At 70.0% G+C, this 13,102-nt stretch carries 9 protein-coding genes; 8 read left to right on the top strand and 1 reads right to left on the bottom strand.

Translation table 11 applies throughout. From position 1 onward, the window contains the following. The first annotated feature begins 88 nt into the window (after positions 1-88). The 7 genes from crcB to GF068_RS26910 all read left to right on the top strand — a co-directional run bounded on the left by crcB (position 89) and on the right by GF068_RS26910 (position 8,809). Positions 89-469, top strand: coding sequence for a fluoride efflux transporter CrcB (gene crcB, locus GF068_RS26940; RefSeq protein WP_153822539.1), 381 nt, complete (start codon positions 89-91; stop codon positions 467-469). 46 nt (positions 470-515) lie between these two features. Further along, positions 516-1,352, top strand: coding sequence for an SIR2 family protein (locus tag GF068_RS26935; protein WP_153822344.1), 837 nt, complete (start codon positions 516-518; stop codon positions 1,350-1,352). Positions 1,353-1,551: 199 nt separating this feature from the next. Continuing rightward, a complete protein-coding gene (locus GF068_RS26930; protein ID WP_170319702.1) occupies positions 1,552-2,355 on the top strand; it encodes an AAA-like domain-containing protein in 804 nt (267 codons plus the stop codon). A 43-nt stretch (positions 2,356-2,398) separates the two neighbouring features. Further along, positions 2,399-4,534: a serine/threonine-protein kinase gene (locus tag GF068_RS26925; RefSeq protein ID WP_153822342.1), complete on the top strand. Its 2,136-nt coding sequence runs from the start codon at positions 2,399-2,401 to the stop codon at positions 4,532-4,534. Positions 4,535-4,613: 79 nt separating this feature from the next. Continuing rightward, the gene (locus GF068_RS26920) at positions 4,614-5,813 is read left to right on the top strand and encodes a serine/threonine protein kinase (RefSeq protein ID WP_170319701.1); all 1,200 of its coding nucleotides are present in this window, start codon (positions 4,614-4,616) and stop codon (positions 5,811-5,813) included. 136 nt (positions 5,814-5,949) lie between these two features. Next, positions 5,950-7,410, top strand: a complete 1,461-nt coding sequence (locus GF068_RS26915; protein ID WP_153822340.1) for a hypothetical protein — start codon at positions 5,950-5,952, stop codon at positions 7,408-7,410. Positions 7,411-7,489: 79 nt separating this feature from the next. Beyond that, the gene (locus GF068_RS26910; RefSeq protein WP_153822339.1) at positions 7,490-8,809 is read left to right on the top strand and encodes a tetratricopeptide repeat protein; all 1,320 of its coding nucleotides are present in this window, start codon (positions 7,490-7,492) and stop codon (positions 8,807-8,809) included. A 9-nt stretch (positions 8,810-8,818) separates the two neighbouring features. Here the strand turns inward: GF068_RS26910 and GF068_RS26905 are convergent, their stop codons facing one another. Beyond that, entirely contained in the window at positions 8,819-11,632 is a 2,814-nt protein-coding gene (locus GF068_RS26905) for a hypothetical protein (RefSeq protein ID WP_240807466.1), read from the bottom strand. A 395-nt stretch (positions 11,633-12,027) separates the two neighbouring features. On the opposite strand from GF068_RS26905, the gene GF068_RS26900 reads away from it, so the two are divergent. Next, a complete protein-coding gene (locus GF068_RS26900) occupies positions 12,028-13,101 on the top strand; it encodes a hypothetical protein (protein ID WP_153822338.1) in 1,074 nt (357 codons plus the stop codon). Position 13,102: the final 1 nt, after the last annotated feature.

Genomic DNA, 13,102 nt, shown 5'->3' with positions numbered 1-13,102 from the left:
GCCCGCCCCCCTCACGAAGGCTTGACCACGACGACGGTGTGCTCTTCTGTAGAGGGATGCCGGCTCGGAGGCGCGCGCGCCCGTGGTCATGAAGCTCGTCTGGGTCTGCGTCGGCGGCGCGCTCGGCTCGGGGGCGCGGTTCCTCGTGACGACCTGGTCCCTGCAGCGATACGGCCCCGCGTTCCCGTACGGGACCCTCGCCGTCAACATCGCAGGCTCGTTTCTGCTCGCGCTGCTGTTCCAGCTCTCCCGGAGCGTCACCTGGCTCTCCCCCACGCTGCAGATGGCGCTCGGGGCGGGGTTCATGGGCGGGTTCACGACGTACTCCACGTTCAACCTGGAGCTCGTCCAGTACGCGCAGAACGGACAGACCCGCCTCGCAGCGACGTACGGCGCGGCGACGCTCGTCGGCTGCCTCTGCGCCGGGTTCGTCGGGATGCACCTCGGACGGCTGCCCAGCCCGCGCTGACCGCGGCGGGCTCGACGTCGGGCGGCGCGGCCCGAGGGATCGCCGCATGGCAGAGGGGGACATCACGAGCGATCTCGGCCGGCAGCTCGCGGCCGGGCGGGTGGTCCTGTTCACGGGCGCCGGCTTCTCCGTCGACGCCAAGGCGCACGACGGCAGCCCGATCCCGAGCGGGCCCGAGCTCGCCGACGAGCTCTGGCAGATCTGCTTCCCCGGGGAACGCCGCGATGGCAGCGCCCTCTCGGACCTCTTCCAGCACGCCTTGACCGAGGCCCCCGACGAGCTCGAGGCGCTGCTCCGGCGGCGGCTCACGGTCGACGCGGCGCGGCTGCCGGCGTTTTACCGGGTCTGGTTCGCCCTGCCCTGGCGCCGCATCTACACGCTGAACGTGGACGACCTCGCGTCGGCCGCGGCGGCTCGGTTCGACCTGCCGCGGCCCCTCGTGATCCGCGCGGCCCTCGCGGGGGATCCGCCGCCGGACGAGGTCCCCGCCTCCTCCCGGCTGGAGGTCGTGCACCTCAACGGACACGTGCGCAGCGGCGCGCGTGGCGTGACCTTCTCCACGACGCAGTACGGCGCGCGCCTCGCGACGGAGAAAGATCCCCACTACGCCGCGCTCGTCCACGATTTTTGCGAGCAGCCGTTCGTCTTCGTCGGGACCCGGCTCGACGAGTCTCCTCTCTGGCAAGAGCTCGAGCGGATGGCGGGCGCGAACGGCGAGGAGCCGCACCTCCCTCGACCGCGCTCCCTGCTCGTCACGCCGCACATCGAGCGCGCGCGTCAAAGCCTGCTCGAGCGGCTCGGCGTCGCCTGGGTCCCGCGCTCGACGCGGGACTTCACGGGCGAGGTGCTCCTCCCGATCGCACGGTCCCTCGGCGTCGCCTGAGCGGCCCAGAAAAACTTCGAACGGGCCCCGCCTGGAGACATTCCTCGTCGTGAGCACGACGACGAGGCAACACGGGCAAGGTTGGTTCGGTGAACCAGCCATCGATCATGACCGAAATTCCAAAGTACACCGAGGGCACGACAGGGCCCGCAATTCGGGGTTCCTGCGCGCGCACCGGCACCGACGCAGGTTCAACGTGGTGGGTCCTTGCCACAGCGATCTGCATTACATGCTACCGGCCGGCGCGCGGCTCGCGGAGGTGCCGGGCCTGGTGGCGCGTGGGGCGTACGTGGTGGTGCACGCGCCGCGGCTGCATGGGCGGACGACGTGGCTGCGGGGGCTCTCGGCCGGGCTCGCGGAGAGCGGGGCGTGGGCCGTGGTGCGGGCGTCGTGCCGGCCGAAGCGTGGCGCCTCGGAGGGGGCTCCGGCGGAGCGGGCGCTGCTCGAGGAGATCACGCAGGCGGCCGTGGAGCAGCTCCCGGCCGAGCTGCGGCCTCCGCCGTGGCCACCTTCGTACGACGTGCGGTTCGCGGGCGTCGTGCTCTCGGCGTGGGCGCGGGCGTGCCCTCGGCCGCTGGTCCTCTTGCTCGACGACGTGGACCTCCTGCCCCGCGAGGCCCGCGCGAGCCTGCTCGTGCAGCTCCGCGCGACGTACGAGGCCCGGCCCCGCGCGGCGCCGTGGTCGGTCGTGCTCTCGGGCTCCGAGGAGGTGCGCGCCGCGGCCGTGGAGCTGCTGGATCCCGGCGCGGTGACGGCGCTCCGCCTGCCCGATTTCACGGCCGCGCAGGTGGCCGCGCTCTGCGCGGAGCACACGGAGGAGACGGGGCAGCCGTTCCAGAACGAGGCCGTGGCGCACATCGCCGCGATCTCGGGCGGGCACCCGTGGGTCGTGAACGTCCTCGCGCGCGAGATCGTGGAGAAGCTCCGGCCTCCGCTGCGACAGCCGATCACCGCGGCGCACGTGCTCGCGGCGGCCGAGCGGCTCAGGGGCGCGTGGATCTGAGCTTCCAGCGCGGAGGTCCGTCGGGCACAATCGGCGCGCGTTCATGACGATCGGCGAGGACGAGCCTGGCGACACCGCTCCCGACGCCGAGACCACGGCGCTCGCGACGGACCTCGCGCCGGAGCTCGACGCGGCCGCGCCCGCGGAGACGCCGCAGCCGACCTCGCGCATCGCGGCCCTCGCGCTCTCCATGCCCCTCGACGACGCGGAGAGCGCGCACCTCGCCGATCCGCTCATCGGCCTCGTCGTCGCGGGCCGCTACCGCATCCTCACGCCGATCGGCCGCGGCGGCATGGGCGTGGTCTACAAGGTCGAGCACGTCCACCTCGGCAAGCTGCTCGCGATGAAGCTGCTCGCGGGCGAGCTCAGCACGAGCCCCGAGGTCGTGCGTCGCTTCAAGCGCGAGGCGCTCACCGTCTCGCGCCTCGCGAGCCCGAGCACCGTGCACGTCTTCGACTACGGCGTCGACGCGGGCCTCACGTACATCGTGATGGAGCTCGTGACGGGCCGCGATCTCGCCGCGGTGCTCGCCGAGGGTGGCCCCATGCCGTTCGCGCGCCTTGGCAAGATCGTCCTGCAGATCCTGAGCTCGCTCGGCGAGGCGCACGGCAAAGGCATCGTGCACCGCGACGTCAAGCCGCAGAACGTGATGATCACGACGACGGAGGGCGGCACCGACATCGCCAAGGTGCTCGACTTCGGCATCGCGAAGCTCCGCGAAGAGGCCGACGCGAGCGCGGGCGGCGAGGTGACGCGCCGCGATCAGCTCATCGGCACGCCGTACTTCCTCGCGCCCGAGCTCATCCGCGGCGACCCGGTCGATCATCGCGCCGATCTCTACGCCGTCGGCGTGCTCCTCTTCCACGCGCTCACCGGCCACTACCCGTTCCACGCGAAGACCTCGGCGAGCATCCTGGTCAAGCACGTGACGGAGAAGGCGGTCGCGCCCTCGGCCCGCGCGCCCTCGCGTGGCGTCCCGCCCGGGGTCGACGCCATCGTGCTGCGCGCGCTCGAGAAAGAGCCCGCGGCGCGATGGCAGAGCGCGGACGAGCTACAAGCCGCGATCGCGGCGGAGCTCCGCAAGCTCGGGACCGAGGACGTCGAGGCGCTGCTCGACGCGAGCGCGCTCCGGAAGCTCACGCGCGCGGCGCTGGCGGAGGCCGCGCCGGATCCGGGCGAGATCGCGAGCCGCGACGAGGTCGAGGCGTACGAGCGCAAGCTCAGGAGCCGGAGGCACCTGGCCTGGTTCGCGTCGAGCCTCTTGCTCCTCGCCTTCGCGGGCGCGGGGCTCTTCGTGATGTGGCGACGCGCGGCGCCGCGCTTCGCGGGGGTGGAGATCGAGCCAAACGACACGCCCGCGAACGCGACCGAGCTCCCGCTCGGGGTGTCGGCGTCGGGGCTCCTCGGCAAGCGGATCGACGCGCAGCGCAGCGATCGTGACTTCTACGCTTTCGAGGTCCCGAAGGGCGCGGTGGATGCGCCGCGGATCGCGCGGCTCGTGGTCACGGCGCTGCCGAACATGGAGACCTGCACGCTGCTCTACCGGCAGGGCTTCCACGCGCCGATCGCGCAGTATTGCGTGGGCCGGCCGGGGCGTGATCTCTCGATCCCGCGCCTGCGCATCGAGCCGGGCCGGTACTACGCCTCCGTGCTGCAAGACCTGGATCCGCGCGGCGAGCGGAGGATCCCCTTCGTGCACGAGAACGTGTCCGACAGCTACAGCGTCACCGTGGCGCTCGCCGAGCAGCCGTCGTCGCACGAGATCGAGCCAAACGACGAGCTCCCCTCGGCCACGCCGATCGAGCCGGGCGAATCATGGACGGGCGCGCTCGGCTGGATCGAGGATCAGGACACGTATTGCGTGGGCGCGGGCGCGAACGGCAAGGTGATCCGCTGGACGGCGCGTGACGTCGTGCGAGACGCGGGCTCGGTGCTGGAGGTCACGACGATGCGAGGTCGGGAGATCGACACGAGGGTCCGCGTGCACACCACGGGCGAGGGTGCGCTCTCCCAGGAAGATGCGCGCTCTCCGTGGATCGGCCCCGCGATCGCCTACGAGGAAGGCACGCCGCGTTGCGTGCGCGTGCGGCTCGCGCGTGATCCCTGGATGGCCGAAGCGCCGCGGGTGCAGTCGGGTGGGCTCGAAGCCTACGTCCTCGCGGTCGACCTCGTCCCCTGAGTCGCGAGGGACAAAAACATCACATCGGCGTGACGAGCGGTTACACTCTCGGAGGCGCGGGGGTCACGAGGAACCATCGATGTCGGAGAACCAGCGTTACCGGGTCATCAAGCGGCTCGCCTCGGGCGGTATGGCCGAGGTGTTCGTCGCGGAGAGCGCAGGGATCGAGGGCTTCCGCAAGCAGGTCGCGATCAAGCGCGTCCTGCCGCACCTCAGCAAGAACGAGCAGTTCATCGACATGTTCCTCGACGAGGCCCGCCTCTCCGGCCGCCTCGCGCACTCCAACGTCGTGAGCGTCTTCGACATCGGCGTCGGTGACAACACGTACTTCATCGTCATGGAGTACGTCGACGGCGCCGACTTGAAGCAGGTGATCGAGTACCAGAAGAAGGTCGGCAAGCCGATGCCGGTCGAGAGCGCGTGCTTCATCGCCGCGAAGATCTGCCAGGGCCTCGCCTACGCCCATGATCTCCACACGCCCGACGGCGAGCACCTCAACATCGTCCACCGCGACGTCACGCCGGCCAACGTGCTCATCACGCGCCACGGTGAGTGCAAGATCGTGGACTTCGGCCTCGCGAAGGCGTCGAGCCAGCTCGCCAACAGCGACGCGGGCATGATCAAGGGCAAGTTCGGGTACCTCGCGCCCGAGACCGTGATGGAGCTCGGCGTCGACAAACGCGTCGACGTCTTCGCCGCCGGCATCATCCTCTGGGAGATGCTCGCGGGGAGGCGCCTCTTCCTCGGCGAGACCGACCTCGGCACCGTCAAGCTCGTGCGCGACGCGAACATCCCGTCGCTCAAGCCCATCAACGCCGACGTCCCCGGGGAGCTCGAGGAGATCCTCCGCACGGCCCTCGCCCGCGATCGGGACGTCCGTTACCAGACCGCGCGTGATTTCGGCCGCGATCTGACGCGGTTCCTCTATCGCTTCGGCAGGCCCGTCAGCGAGTACGAGGTCGCCGATCTCGTCCTCGGCGCCGCGGGCGCGCCCGCCGTCCGGAAGGACGGGCTCGCGATGATCGGCGAGATGCTCGACCTGATGCTGCTCGAGTTCAAGTCCCTCACCCAGCAGGACAACGCCGCTCCGAACAGCCTGCAGCCCGACCTCTTCAAGCTCACGGGCGCGAACCCGGTGGCCTCCCCGTCCTCGCTCGGCTCGGATCTCGAAGGCGAGACGTTCTCCGGCCTCAGCGACGAGCTCGAGGGCCCCGACCCGGCGAACACCCCGGAAGACAAGGCGCCCACCGCCTGGTGGCGAGGCCTCATTTCCCGCTGAACCTCACCCAGCCCACCTTCCGAGCGTCCACGCGTCTCGAGCGAGGCCCGGATCGTCGTGGACGAAGGAAAAAATTGATTTCCAGCCTGCCTCGCTCGTAGCTTTCCTTTTCCGGGCTCCTGCCTTGGACCACGCGATGACCCAGACAGACAAGCCGAACCATGTGCACGTCCCCCGCGCTTCGCGGCGCGCGCGCCTCTTCCTCTTCCTTTCGGCCCTCTCGACGGCGTGCCTCGCGCCCCTCGCGAGCGCCGGCGCGGCCGACGCCGAGGCGCTGCTCAAAGAGGGCAAGAAGCTCGTCACCGAGAAGAAGTACGACGAGGCATGCCCCAAGATCGCCGAGTCGTACAAGCTCGCGCCGTCGCCCGCGACGCTGCTCGATCTCGCGCTCTGCCACGAGAAGCAGGGCAAACTCGCGACCGCCTGGGGCGAGATGCTCGACGCCGAGACGGACGCCCGCAAGGCCGGACGCGCGGACATCGAGACGCGCGCGCGCGCGAACAGCAAGGCGCTCGAGCCGAAGCTGCCACGCGTGACCGTCACCGTCGCGGCGAACACGCCCGGCATCGAGATCGCGATCGACGGACAGAAGATCGACGTCGGCGCGCTCGGCAAAGGCCGACCCATCGATCCCGGCGAGCACAAGATCGTGGCCTCCGCGCCCGGCCGCAAGCCCTTTGAGACCACGCTCAACCTGGGCAAAGCCGAGCGCAAGACCGTCGTCGTCCCCGCCCTCGCCGAGGACGGCAGCGCCGCCGCGGCCACGCCCGACAAGGCCCCGGACAAACCCGCCGGGCAGGACGGCGCCGCGGCCGGTCAAGCGGGCGGGACGACGAACGTGAACACGGACGGTGGCGGCGGCGCCGCGGGCGACACGAAGCCCAAGGACAAACCCGAGGAGCCGGACGACGGCAAGGGCCCGATCCACCGCGCGAAGCGCCTCGTCGTCGACGTCGGCGCCTTCGGCGGCGGGCAGCTCTTCTTCGGCGGTGGCACCGTCGATGCGCTGTCGTCCCTCACCTACGAGTACCGCATCACCTACCCGCTCGGAGGCGAGGCTGCCGAGTACAAGGCGTGCGACGCGAGCGCATGTTACGCGACGGTGGATCCCGCCATCGGCGTGCCCGTCGGCGGTCAGGTGTTCGTCGGGTACGCGCTCACCGAGAAGATGCACCTCGGCGGCCGCTTCTTCGGCAGCTACCTCGTCACGGGTGGCTACTCGCTGCTCGTCGGCCCCGCGCTCTCCGTGCGCGTGAACGATCGACTCTGGGTCGGCGGCACCCTCGTCGTCGGGTTCGGCGGGCAAAACGCGACCATCAACGGCGCGCGCGGCGAGGTCCCGAGCGAGTGGGTCGATCTCAACGGCGGCGACGAGGTGGAGCTGCAGCTCAACCGCACGATCCCCGCAGAAAACGAGACCGGCTTCGGCTTCTCCTTCGGCGCCTCGGCCGAGGTCTCGTTCGCGCTCGCCGAGTTCGGCAAGGGCAAGAGCATCACCACCGGCTCACTCGTCGCGAGCGCCTGGCCCACGTTCCTGAAGACCTGGAACGGCTACGCGATCGCCCTGCCCATCGGCGTCGGCTACCGCTTCCACTGACGGATCCATCCAGGACACGCCGCGCCGGGGCGCGACGTCGCGCGTGCACGCCGCGCGTGCGTGTGCGACGCTCGGCCCCGTGCGCAGCCACCGTGCACAGGCCAAAAGCCTGGGCCGCCGCGCGCTCGCGGGGTGGGTGGCAGCGTCCCTCTCCCTGCCGCTTGTGTCCTGCACGTCGGCGCCTCCTCGGAGCGCCGGCGAGGTGCTCTCCGAGGACCGCGGGACGTTGCTCGACGAGGCGAGGACGGCGGCGCACCGGGGCGACCGAGCCGGGGCGCGGCGGCGCTACGAGGCGCTCCTCGCGCGGGATCCGCGGGACGACGAGGCGCGCACCGGGCTCGCGCGGCTCGACGCCTGGGACGGGCACTACACGCGGGCGACGGCCACCTACCGCGACGTGCTCTCCCGCCACCCGGACGACGACGACGTGCGCGCCGGGCTCTTCCACGTGCTCACCTGGCAGGGCCTCTGGGACGAGGCCGAGGCCGTCCTCGACGCGGCGCCGCAGAAGCAATCACCGACCGTGCTCGCGTGCCGCGCGAAGCTCGAGCACGCGCGGGGCGACCTCACGGCGGCGCATCGGCTGGCGGAGCGGGCCTACGAGACGTCCGGAGGCAACAGCGAGCTCCGGGCGCTCGCGCGGCGGTTCTCCACGGGTTATGCGCGGATCACCACGCGGGTGCTCGTCTTTCCGCGGCCGATGCCGACCCTCGGGCAGGTCGAGGTCGAGGTCTCGCAGGCGTGGCGCAGGCTCGTGCTCGGCGTCGTGACCGAGCACGGCGGCCGTCCGTCCACGGCTTCGGGCGGGTGGGCCTATGGCGCGACCTGGGGCGGCCAGGCCACCTGGCTCTTTGGCCATGGCTTCTCGCTCGGCGGCGAGGCGGCGTTCGGCGCGCCGGCCCGGAGCGTCCCGACGCTGAGGCTCCGCGTGCACGGGACCGCGCCCGTTCGCCCGTGGCTCACGAGCGGCCTCTCGTACACGTACCGGAGGTACACGGGTGGCATCGAGACCCACGGCGCGAGCCCGACGCTCGGCGTCGTGATCGGCGACGAGCTGCGGCTCGACGCGACCTACTGGCTCACGCACGTGAGCGTCACGGATCCTGCGGGGGCGAGTGAAGGTCGATTCACGCATGCCTTTTTGATCTCGGCGGGCCGCGCGCTCCTGCCCTGGCTCGCGCTCCGGGCCGGGTATGCGCATGGCGCCGAGGCCGAGCGGTTCCCTGCGGCGTTCCAGATCCTCGACCTCGTCACGGACGCCGTGTATGTCGGCGCGGATCTCTGGCCGTATGACTTTTTGCGCGTGATGCCGCTCTACAACCTCACCTTCCGCGGCCCCCCCGGCGCCGAGCGCGCCGCGCTCCATACCTTCGAGATCGGCGCGCTCGTACGCTGGTGAAGGGGCCGGTCAGGGCGTGCTCAGGGAATTCGCGGGATTGCTGCCCGCGGCGAGCTCGTCGCCGTCGAGGTATCCGTCGAGGTCCCGATCGATACCGATACGCACCCCGGAGCCCGGCGGCACGCAGGTATAGGTGAGCGCCTTGCCGCTCCCGAGGAAGATCGAGCGCAAAAGCGCGTCCGAGAGCGGCGGGATGGACTGCTGATCGACGACGAACTGCTCGATCTCCGGGATGTAGAGATACCCGACGTCGGCGCCCGCGGAGCCGGACGCCCCCTTGGCCACGAGATCACATTCGAGGGCATTCGCGCGCTCCAGCAAAAGGTCGATACGCGCCCCGGCCGCCGCCTCGTTCACCCCGGTGAGCGTCACCTGTTGCCCGACGATGGGCGCGAGGTTCGATTCGAAGACGAGCTGATACGCCTCCAGGTTGCGCTTGATCTGGTCTCCCGCCGGCGTGACGGGGATGCCGGGATTGACCTTGACCACCTCGGGCAGCTTGCCGGGGAGCACCTGGGTGCCCGTGTCGAAGATGGAGCTGCGCAGGAACAAGGTCGGGAAGCTCCCGTCGTGATTGATGCCGAAGCCGCGGATCTGATCCCCCATGAAGGGATCGGGCGGCTCGGCGCCGAAGCTGGCGGCGGTGCCGAACATGCCGATCTTCTGGTACAAGCTGCGCAGGTGCACGTTCTTCATGATCTGCGGCGCGAAGCCGAAGCTCGAGGATCCGTCGCCCCCGAAGAACCCCGGGAATGGATCGTTCGCATTGGCATTCTCCTCGGTCGCATGACAGAACCGACACGTGATCCCGTTCGGGAGGAGCGACCCGTGCTCGAAGAAGTCTTTGCCCGCCTGCTGTGAGGGCGTGAGCGAATTGTCGAGGTTCCGGATCGGGTTCGGCGGATAGGCGATCTGGAGGATGAAGTCCGTGAAGGCCTGCATCTCCTCGTCGCTGAGCTCCGCCGTCCGGCCGAGCAGGCCCACGAATGCGGGGTTGAAGGCCTTGAACGCGGCCTCCTCGTCGAAGGCCCCGTTATCGGGCTGCGAGCTCGGCTCGTCGCTGCCACCCGTGCGGTCGGCGCGCCAGTGCATCGGGCCGTGGTTCGCCATTCCACGCAGGCTCTGGGTCATCATCGGGCCCTTCATCGGGTGGAAATCGGGGTTGACGAACAGGGGCCCCTTGAACGGACCGGGATTGTCGAGCATCGACCCGTCGGGATTGCCGAGATCCCAGGCGAGGTGGTCCATTTCGCCGAAGACGTGACAGCTCCCGCAGGCCGCCTCGCCATTGCTGGAGGACAGCCGCGCGTCGTAAAGGAGAGGCCGCCCTCGCACGACGCTCTCCGGCTCGGGGTTGTACATCCTGACGTGGGCCATCTCCTGGTACGACGACAGGCTCACGACGGAGATGGCATTGTCGAAGCGCGTAAGGACGTACATACGCGCCCGGCCCTCGTCGAGGACGATGCCCGTCGGTCCGCCGCCGCTCAGCGAGATGTGGGTCGCCGCGCTGGGGACGAACGTGTTGTTCTCCAGCGCGGCCGTGTTGAATACGCCGATCTTCGAGGAGCCGAACGCGGCCACGTACAGCGTGGAGCCGGAGCTCGAGACGGCCATGCCGAGCGGCTGCGCGAGGCTCCTCGCGTTCACGGTCGGCGGCGCGGGCAGGAGGCTGTAATCGATGTGCTTGTTGAGGTGCCGCGGGACAGCGCCGCCGGGGCCGAGCACCGTGATGCGGCTCTCGTGCAGGTGACCCTGGAGCGTCTCGCCGGCGAAATCGCCGAAGCCCTCGAATCGCAGGTCGTTGCGGGCCTCGGTGTTGCTGACGTAGACCTTCCCATTGGCGGGGTTCACGGCCATGTTGAAGAGCGTGGTCCCCACGCCGGAGTAAAACCCCGCGGAGCCCGCGAGCTGCGCCGGCGGGTTCGCGTGGGCGTCGATGACGAAGACGTCCTTGTCGGGCAGCGAGAAATTCACCGCGTCGTCCCAGGGACGGCCGAGGACGTCCCGCCAGGCCGTGCCGTCGTGCTTCACGAGGACGCCGACCTCGGGCGCGGGGATCCCCTCGAAATTGGTGTTCGGCCCGGGCACGCCGCCCACGTCCTCGCCGCCGTCGGGCACGAGCGTCTCATCGACGATCGTCGTCTTGTTGCCCGAATTGAACACGGCCGCATACACACGCGAGCCGTCGGGCGTGACCGCGAGCGCGCGCGGCGTATCGCCGAAGAGGTTCAGGATCTGGATCGGCGTGCCGCCCATCGCCGTGCCGAGGTTCTTCGCGTCGAAGACCCAGACGTCCGCGCGGCCCACGCCGGGCGTCGTGAGCTCCGGGTCGAAGGGCGCGTTTTGCCCGCGGTGGGCCGCGGTGATGAACGCGCGGCTCCTCTGCGGCCCCGCGAAGACGATGTCGCGCGGCTCGTCGCCGACGTGCAATGTTCGCACGAGCTGGCCCTTCCCGGACCCGCTCACGTGGACGACACTCACGCTGTCGGACAGGTGGTTGACGACCCATATTTCGCTGTTGCTGCGCGCCGCGACCGCGACGGGCTCGAGGCCGACGGGCACGGAGTCCGTATGCTCGAGGACGCCGCTGTACGTGAGCCGGAATATCTCCAGGCGATTGTCGGGTGTATTGAGCGCGAGGAGCAGGTTTCCGCTCGGCGTCATCGCCAGCGGACGGACCTGGCCGCTCTCGAAGAGGGTATACGATGACGCGGCGGACACCTCGGCGCTCGAAGAGACGGTCGCGCCGAGCGCGGCGCCAAACAGAGCCAAGCATTGCCATCGCGAGAAGCGCGTGGCCGCACGGTGCAAAGATTGCATGAAACCTCCAGGGCAGTAGCGACGGCTAGATCCACGTCGCCAAGAACAGGAAGAAGCTCCTGCGCGTAAGATTGCTCACAAAACGTGATCGGTAAAGATGGAATGATCCCGATTGGGGAGGGAAACGCCGTAGCCAGGAGCTCTCGGATGGCATGGACGACCCGGCCGCGCGCGCCTCTCGTCGGGTTTGGCGGACAGAACCTTCGTGCTTGTGTCCTGCACGACGGTGCTCCCACGGAGCGCCACGACGAGGCGTTTCAAGCTTCGTTGCAGATGTTTCACGACGTTTCATCGTGATCGCGTCGAAGAGCGATTTCGGGCCGAAACTCGGCGGCGGACGAGGCGCGGGCGCCCGGCGACGCGGGGTGGCGCCGTCCTTGCTGTGACGGCGCCGCATGCGTTTCTCGTCGCTGCGCGGCGCGCTTGCGTTCAGCTTCTCGGTCTCGCTCCTCGCCACGACCACGCCGGCGATGGCCGAGCCGCCCATGATGAAGGAGCAATCGGTGCGGCCGCGGATCGAGGCCCGGTCGAAGGACGGGCGGTACTCCGTGGCGCTGGGCGGCTTTCTGCAGGGGCGTTACACGCTCGTGGCGCGTGACTTCGAGCTCGAATCGTCGAGCTTCGACACGCCACGAACGCGCCTCTATGCCTTCGGGCACGTCCATTCGCCGAACGTCCGCTACCGCCTCATGCTGGGCACACCGGCCTCGTCCATCCACCCGGAGCTTTACGACGCGTACGTGGACTTCCGCGCGACGGACGCAATCGGGTTCCGCGCCGGGCGCTTCAAGATCCCCGTATTCCGCGAGTGGGTGGAGACGGCCAGGATGATCGCGTCCGTGGAGCGTACGAGCCTCACGCAGACCCTCGCGCCGGGGCGCTCTTATGGGGTCCTCGCGAGCGGGGAGCTCTTCGCCGCGCACGTGGACTACGCCGTCGGCGTCTTCAACGGCGTCGGTCGCATCAGCGAGGCGGGCGCCGCCGTCGAGTCCCCGGTCGTGGCGGGGCGAGCCGCGTGGAATTTGATGGGCCGGAGCATCGAGGGAGAGGTGGACTTCCTGGACAGCCCGCGGACGGTCGTCGTCGGGCTCTCGGGGTACACGACGCTCGATCCTGCGCGGGCCACGGCCGGCGGATTCGAGATGGCATACCGCGGCCACGGGCTCGACGTGACCCTGGAGCTCATGGGGCAATCGCAGCGGACGACGACCGGCAGCCGCACGGTGGCGGGCTTGTATGCCCGCGCCGATCGATACATCCCCTCGCTGCGCAGCGGATTCGGCGCGCGGGTGACGCGGATCGTGGGAGCTGATGCCCCGGAGCTCACCCGCACCGAGCTGGAGCTCGACGCGGCCTATTACGCCGCGGAGCACGATCTGAAGATCGTCGCCAACGTCGGGCTCGCGCGCAGGCACGAGGCGCGCGCCTGGGAGCCCTTCGTGATGGTGCAGGCGCAGGCGGCGTTCTGAT

The sequence above is a fragment of the Polyangium spumosum genome (assembly GCF_009649845.1).
Lineage (GTDB): Bacteria > Myxococcota_A > Polyangia > Polyangiales > Polyangiaceae > Polyangium > Polyangium spumosum.
Note: the sequence above shows the minus strand (reverse complement) of the source record. Positions and strands in the feature narration are given on the sequence as shown.

Bases quoted from the DNA above. Each gene is read 5' to 3' on its own strand.
- GF068_RS26905 (WP_240807466.1), bottom strand. From the start codon at position 11,632: ATGCAATCTTTGCACCGTGCGGCCACGCGCTTCTCGCGATGGCAATGC.
- GF068_RS26900 (WP_153822338.1), top strand. From the start codon at position 12,028: ATGCGTTTCTCGTCGCTGCGCGGCGCGCTTGCGTTCAGCTTCTCGGTC.
- GF068_RS26920 (WP_170319701.1), top strand. From the start codon at position 4,614: ATGTCGGAGAACCAGCGTTACCGGGTCATCAAGCGGCTCGCCTCGGGC.
- GF068_RS26925 (WP_153822342.1), top strand. From the start codon at position 2,399: ATGACGATCGGCGAGGACGAGCCTGGCGACACCGCTCCCGACGCCGAG.
- GF068_RS26915 (WP_153822340.1), top strand. From the start codon at position 5,950: ATGACCCAGACAGACAAGCCGAACCATGTGCACGTCCCCCGCGCTTCG.
- GF068_RS26935 (WP_153822344.1), top strand. From the start codon at position 516: ATGGCAGAGGGGGACATCACGAGCGATCTCGGCCGGCAGCTCGCGGCC.
- crcB (WP_153822539.1), top strand. From the start codon at position 89: ATGAAGCTCGTCTGGGTCTGCGTCGGCGGCGCGCTCGGCTCGGGGGCG.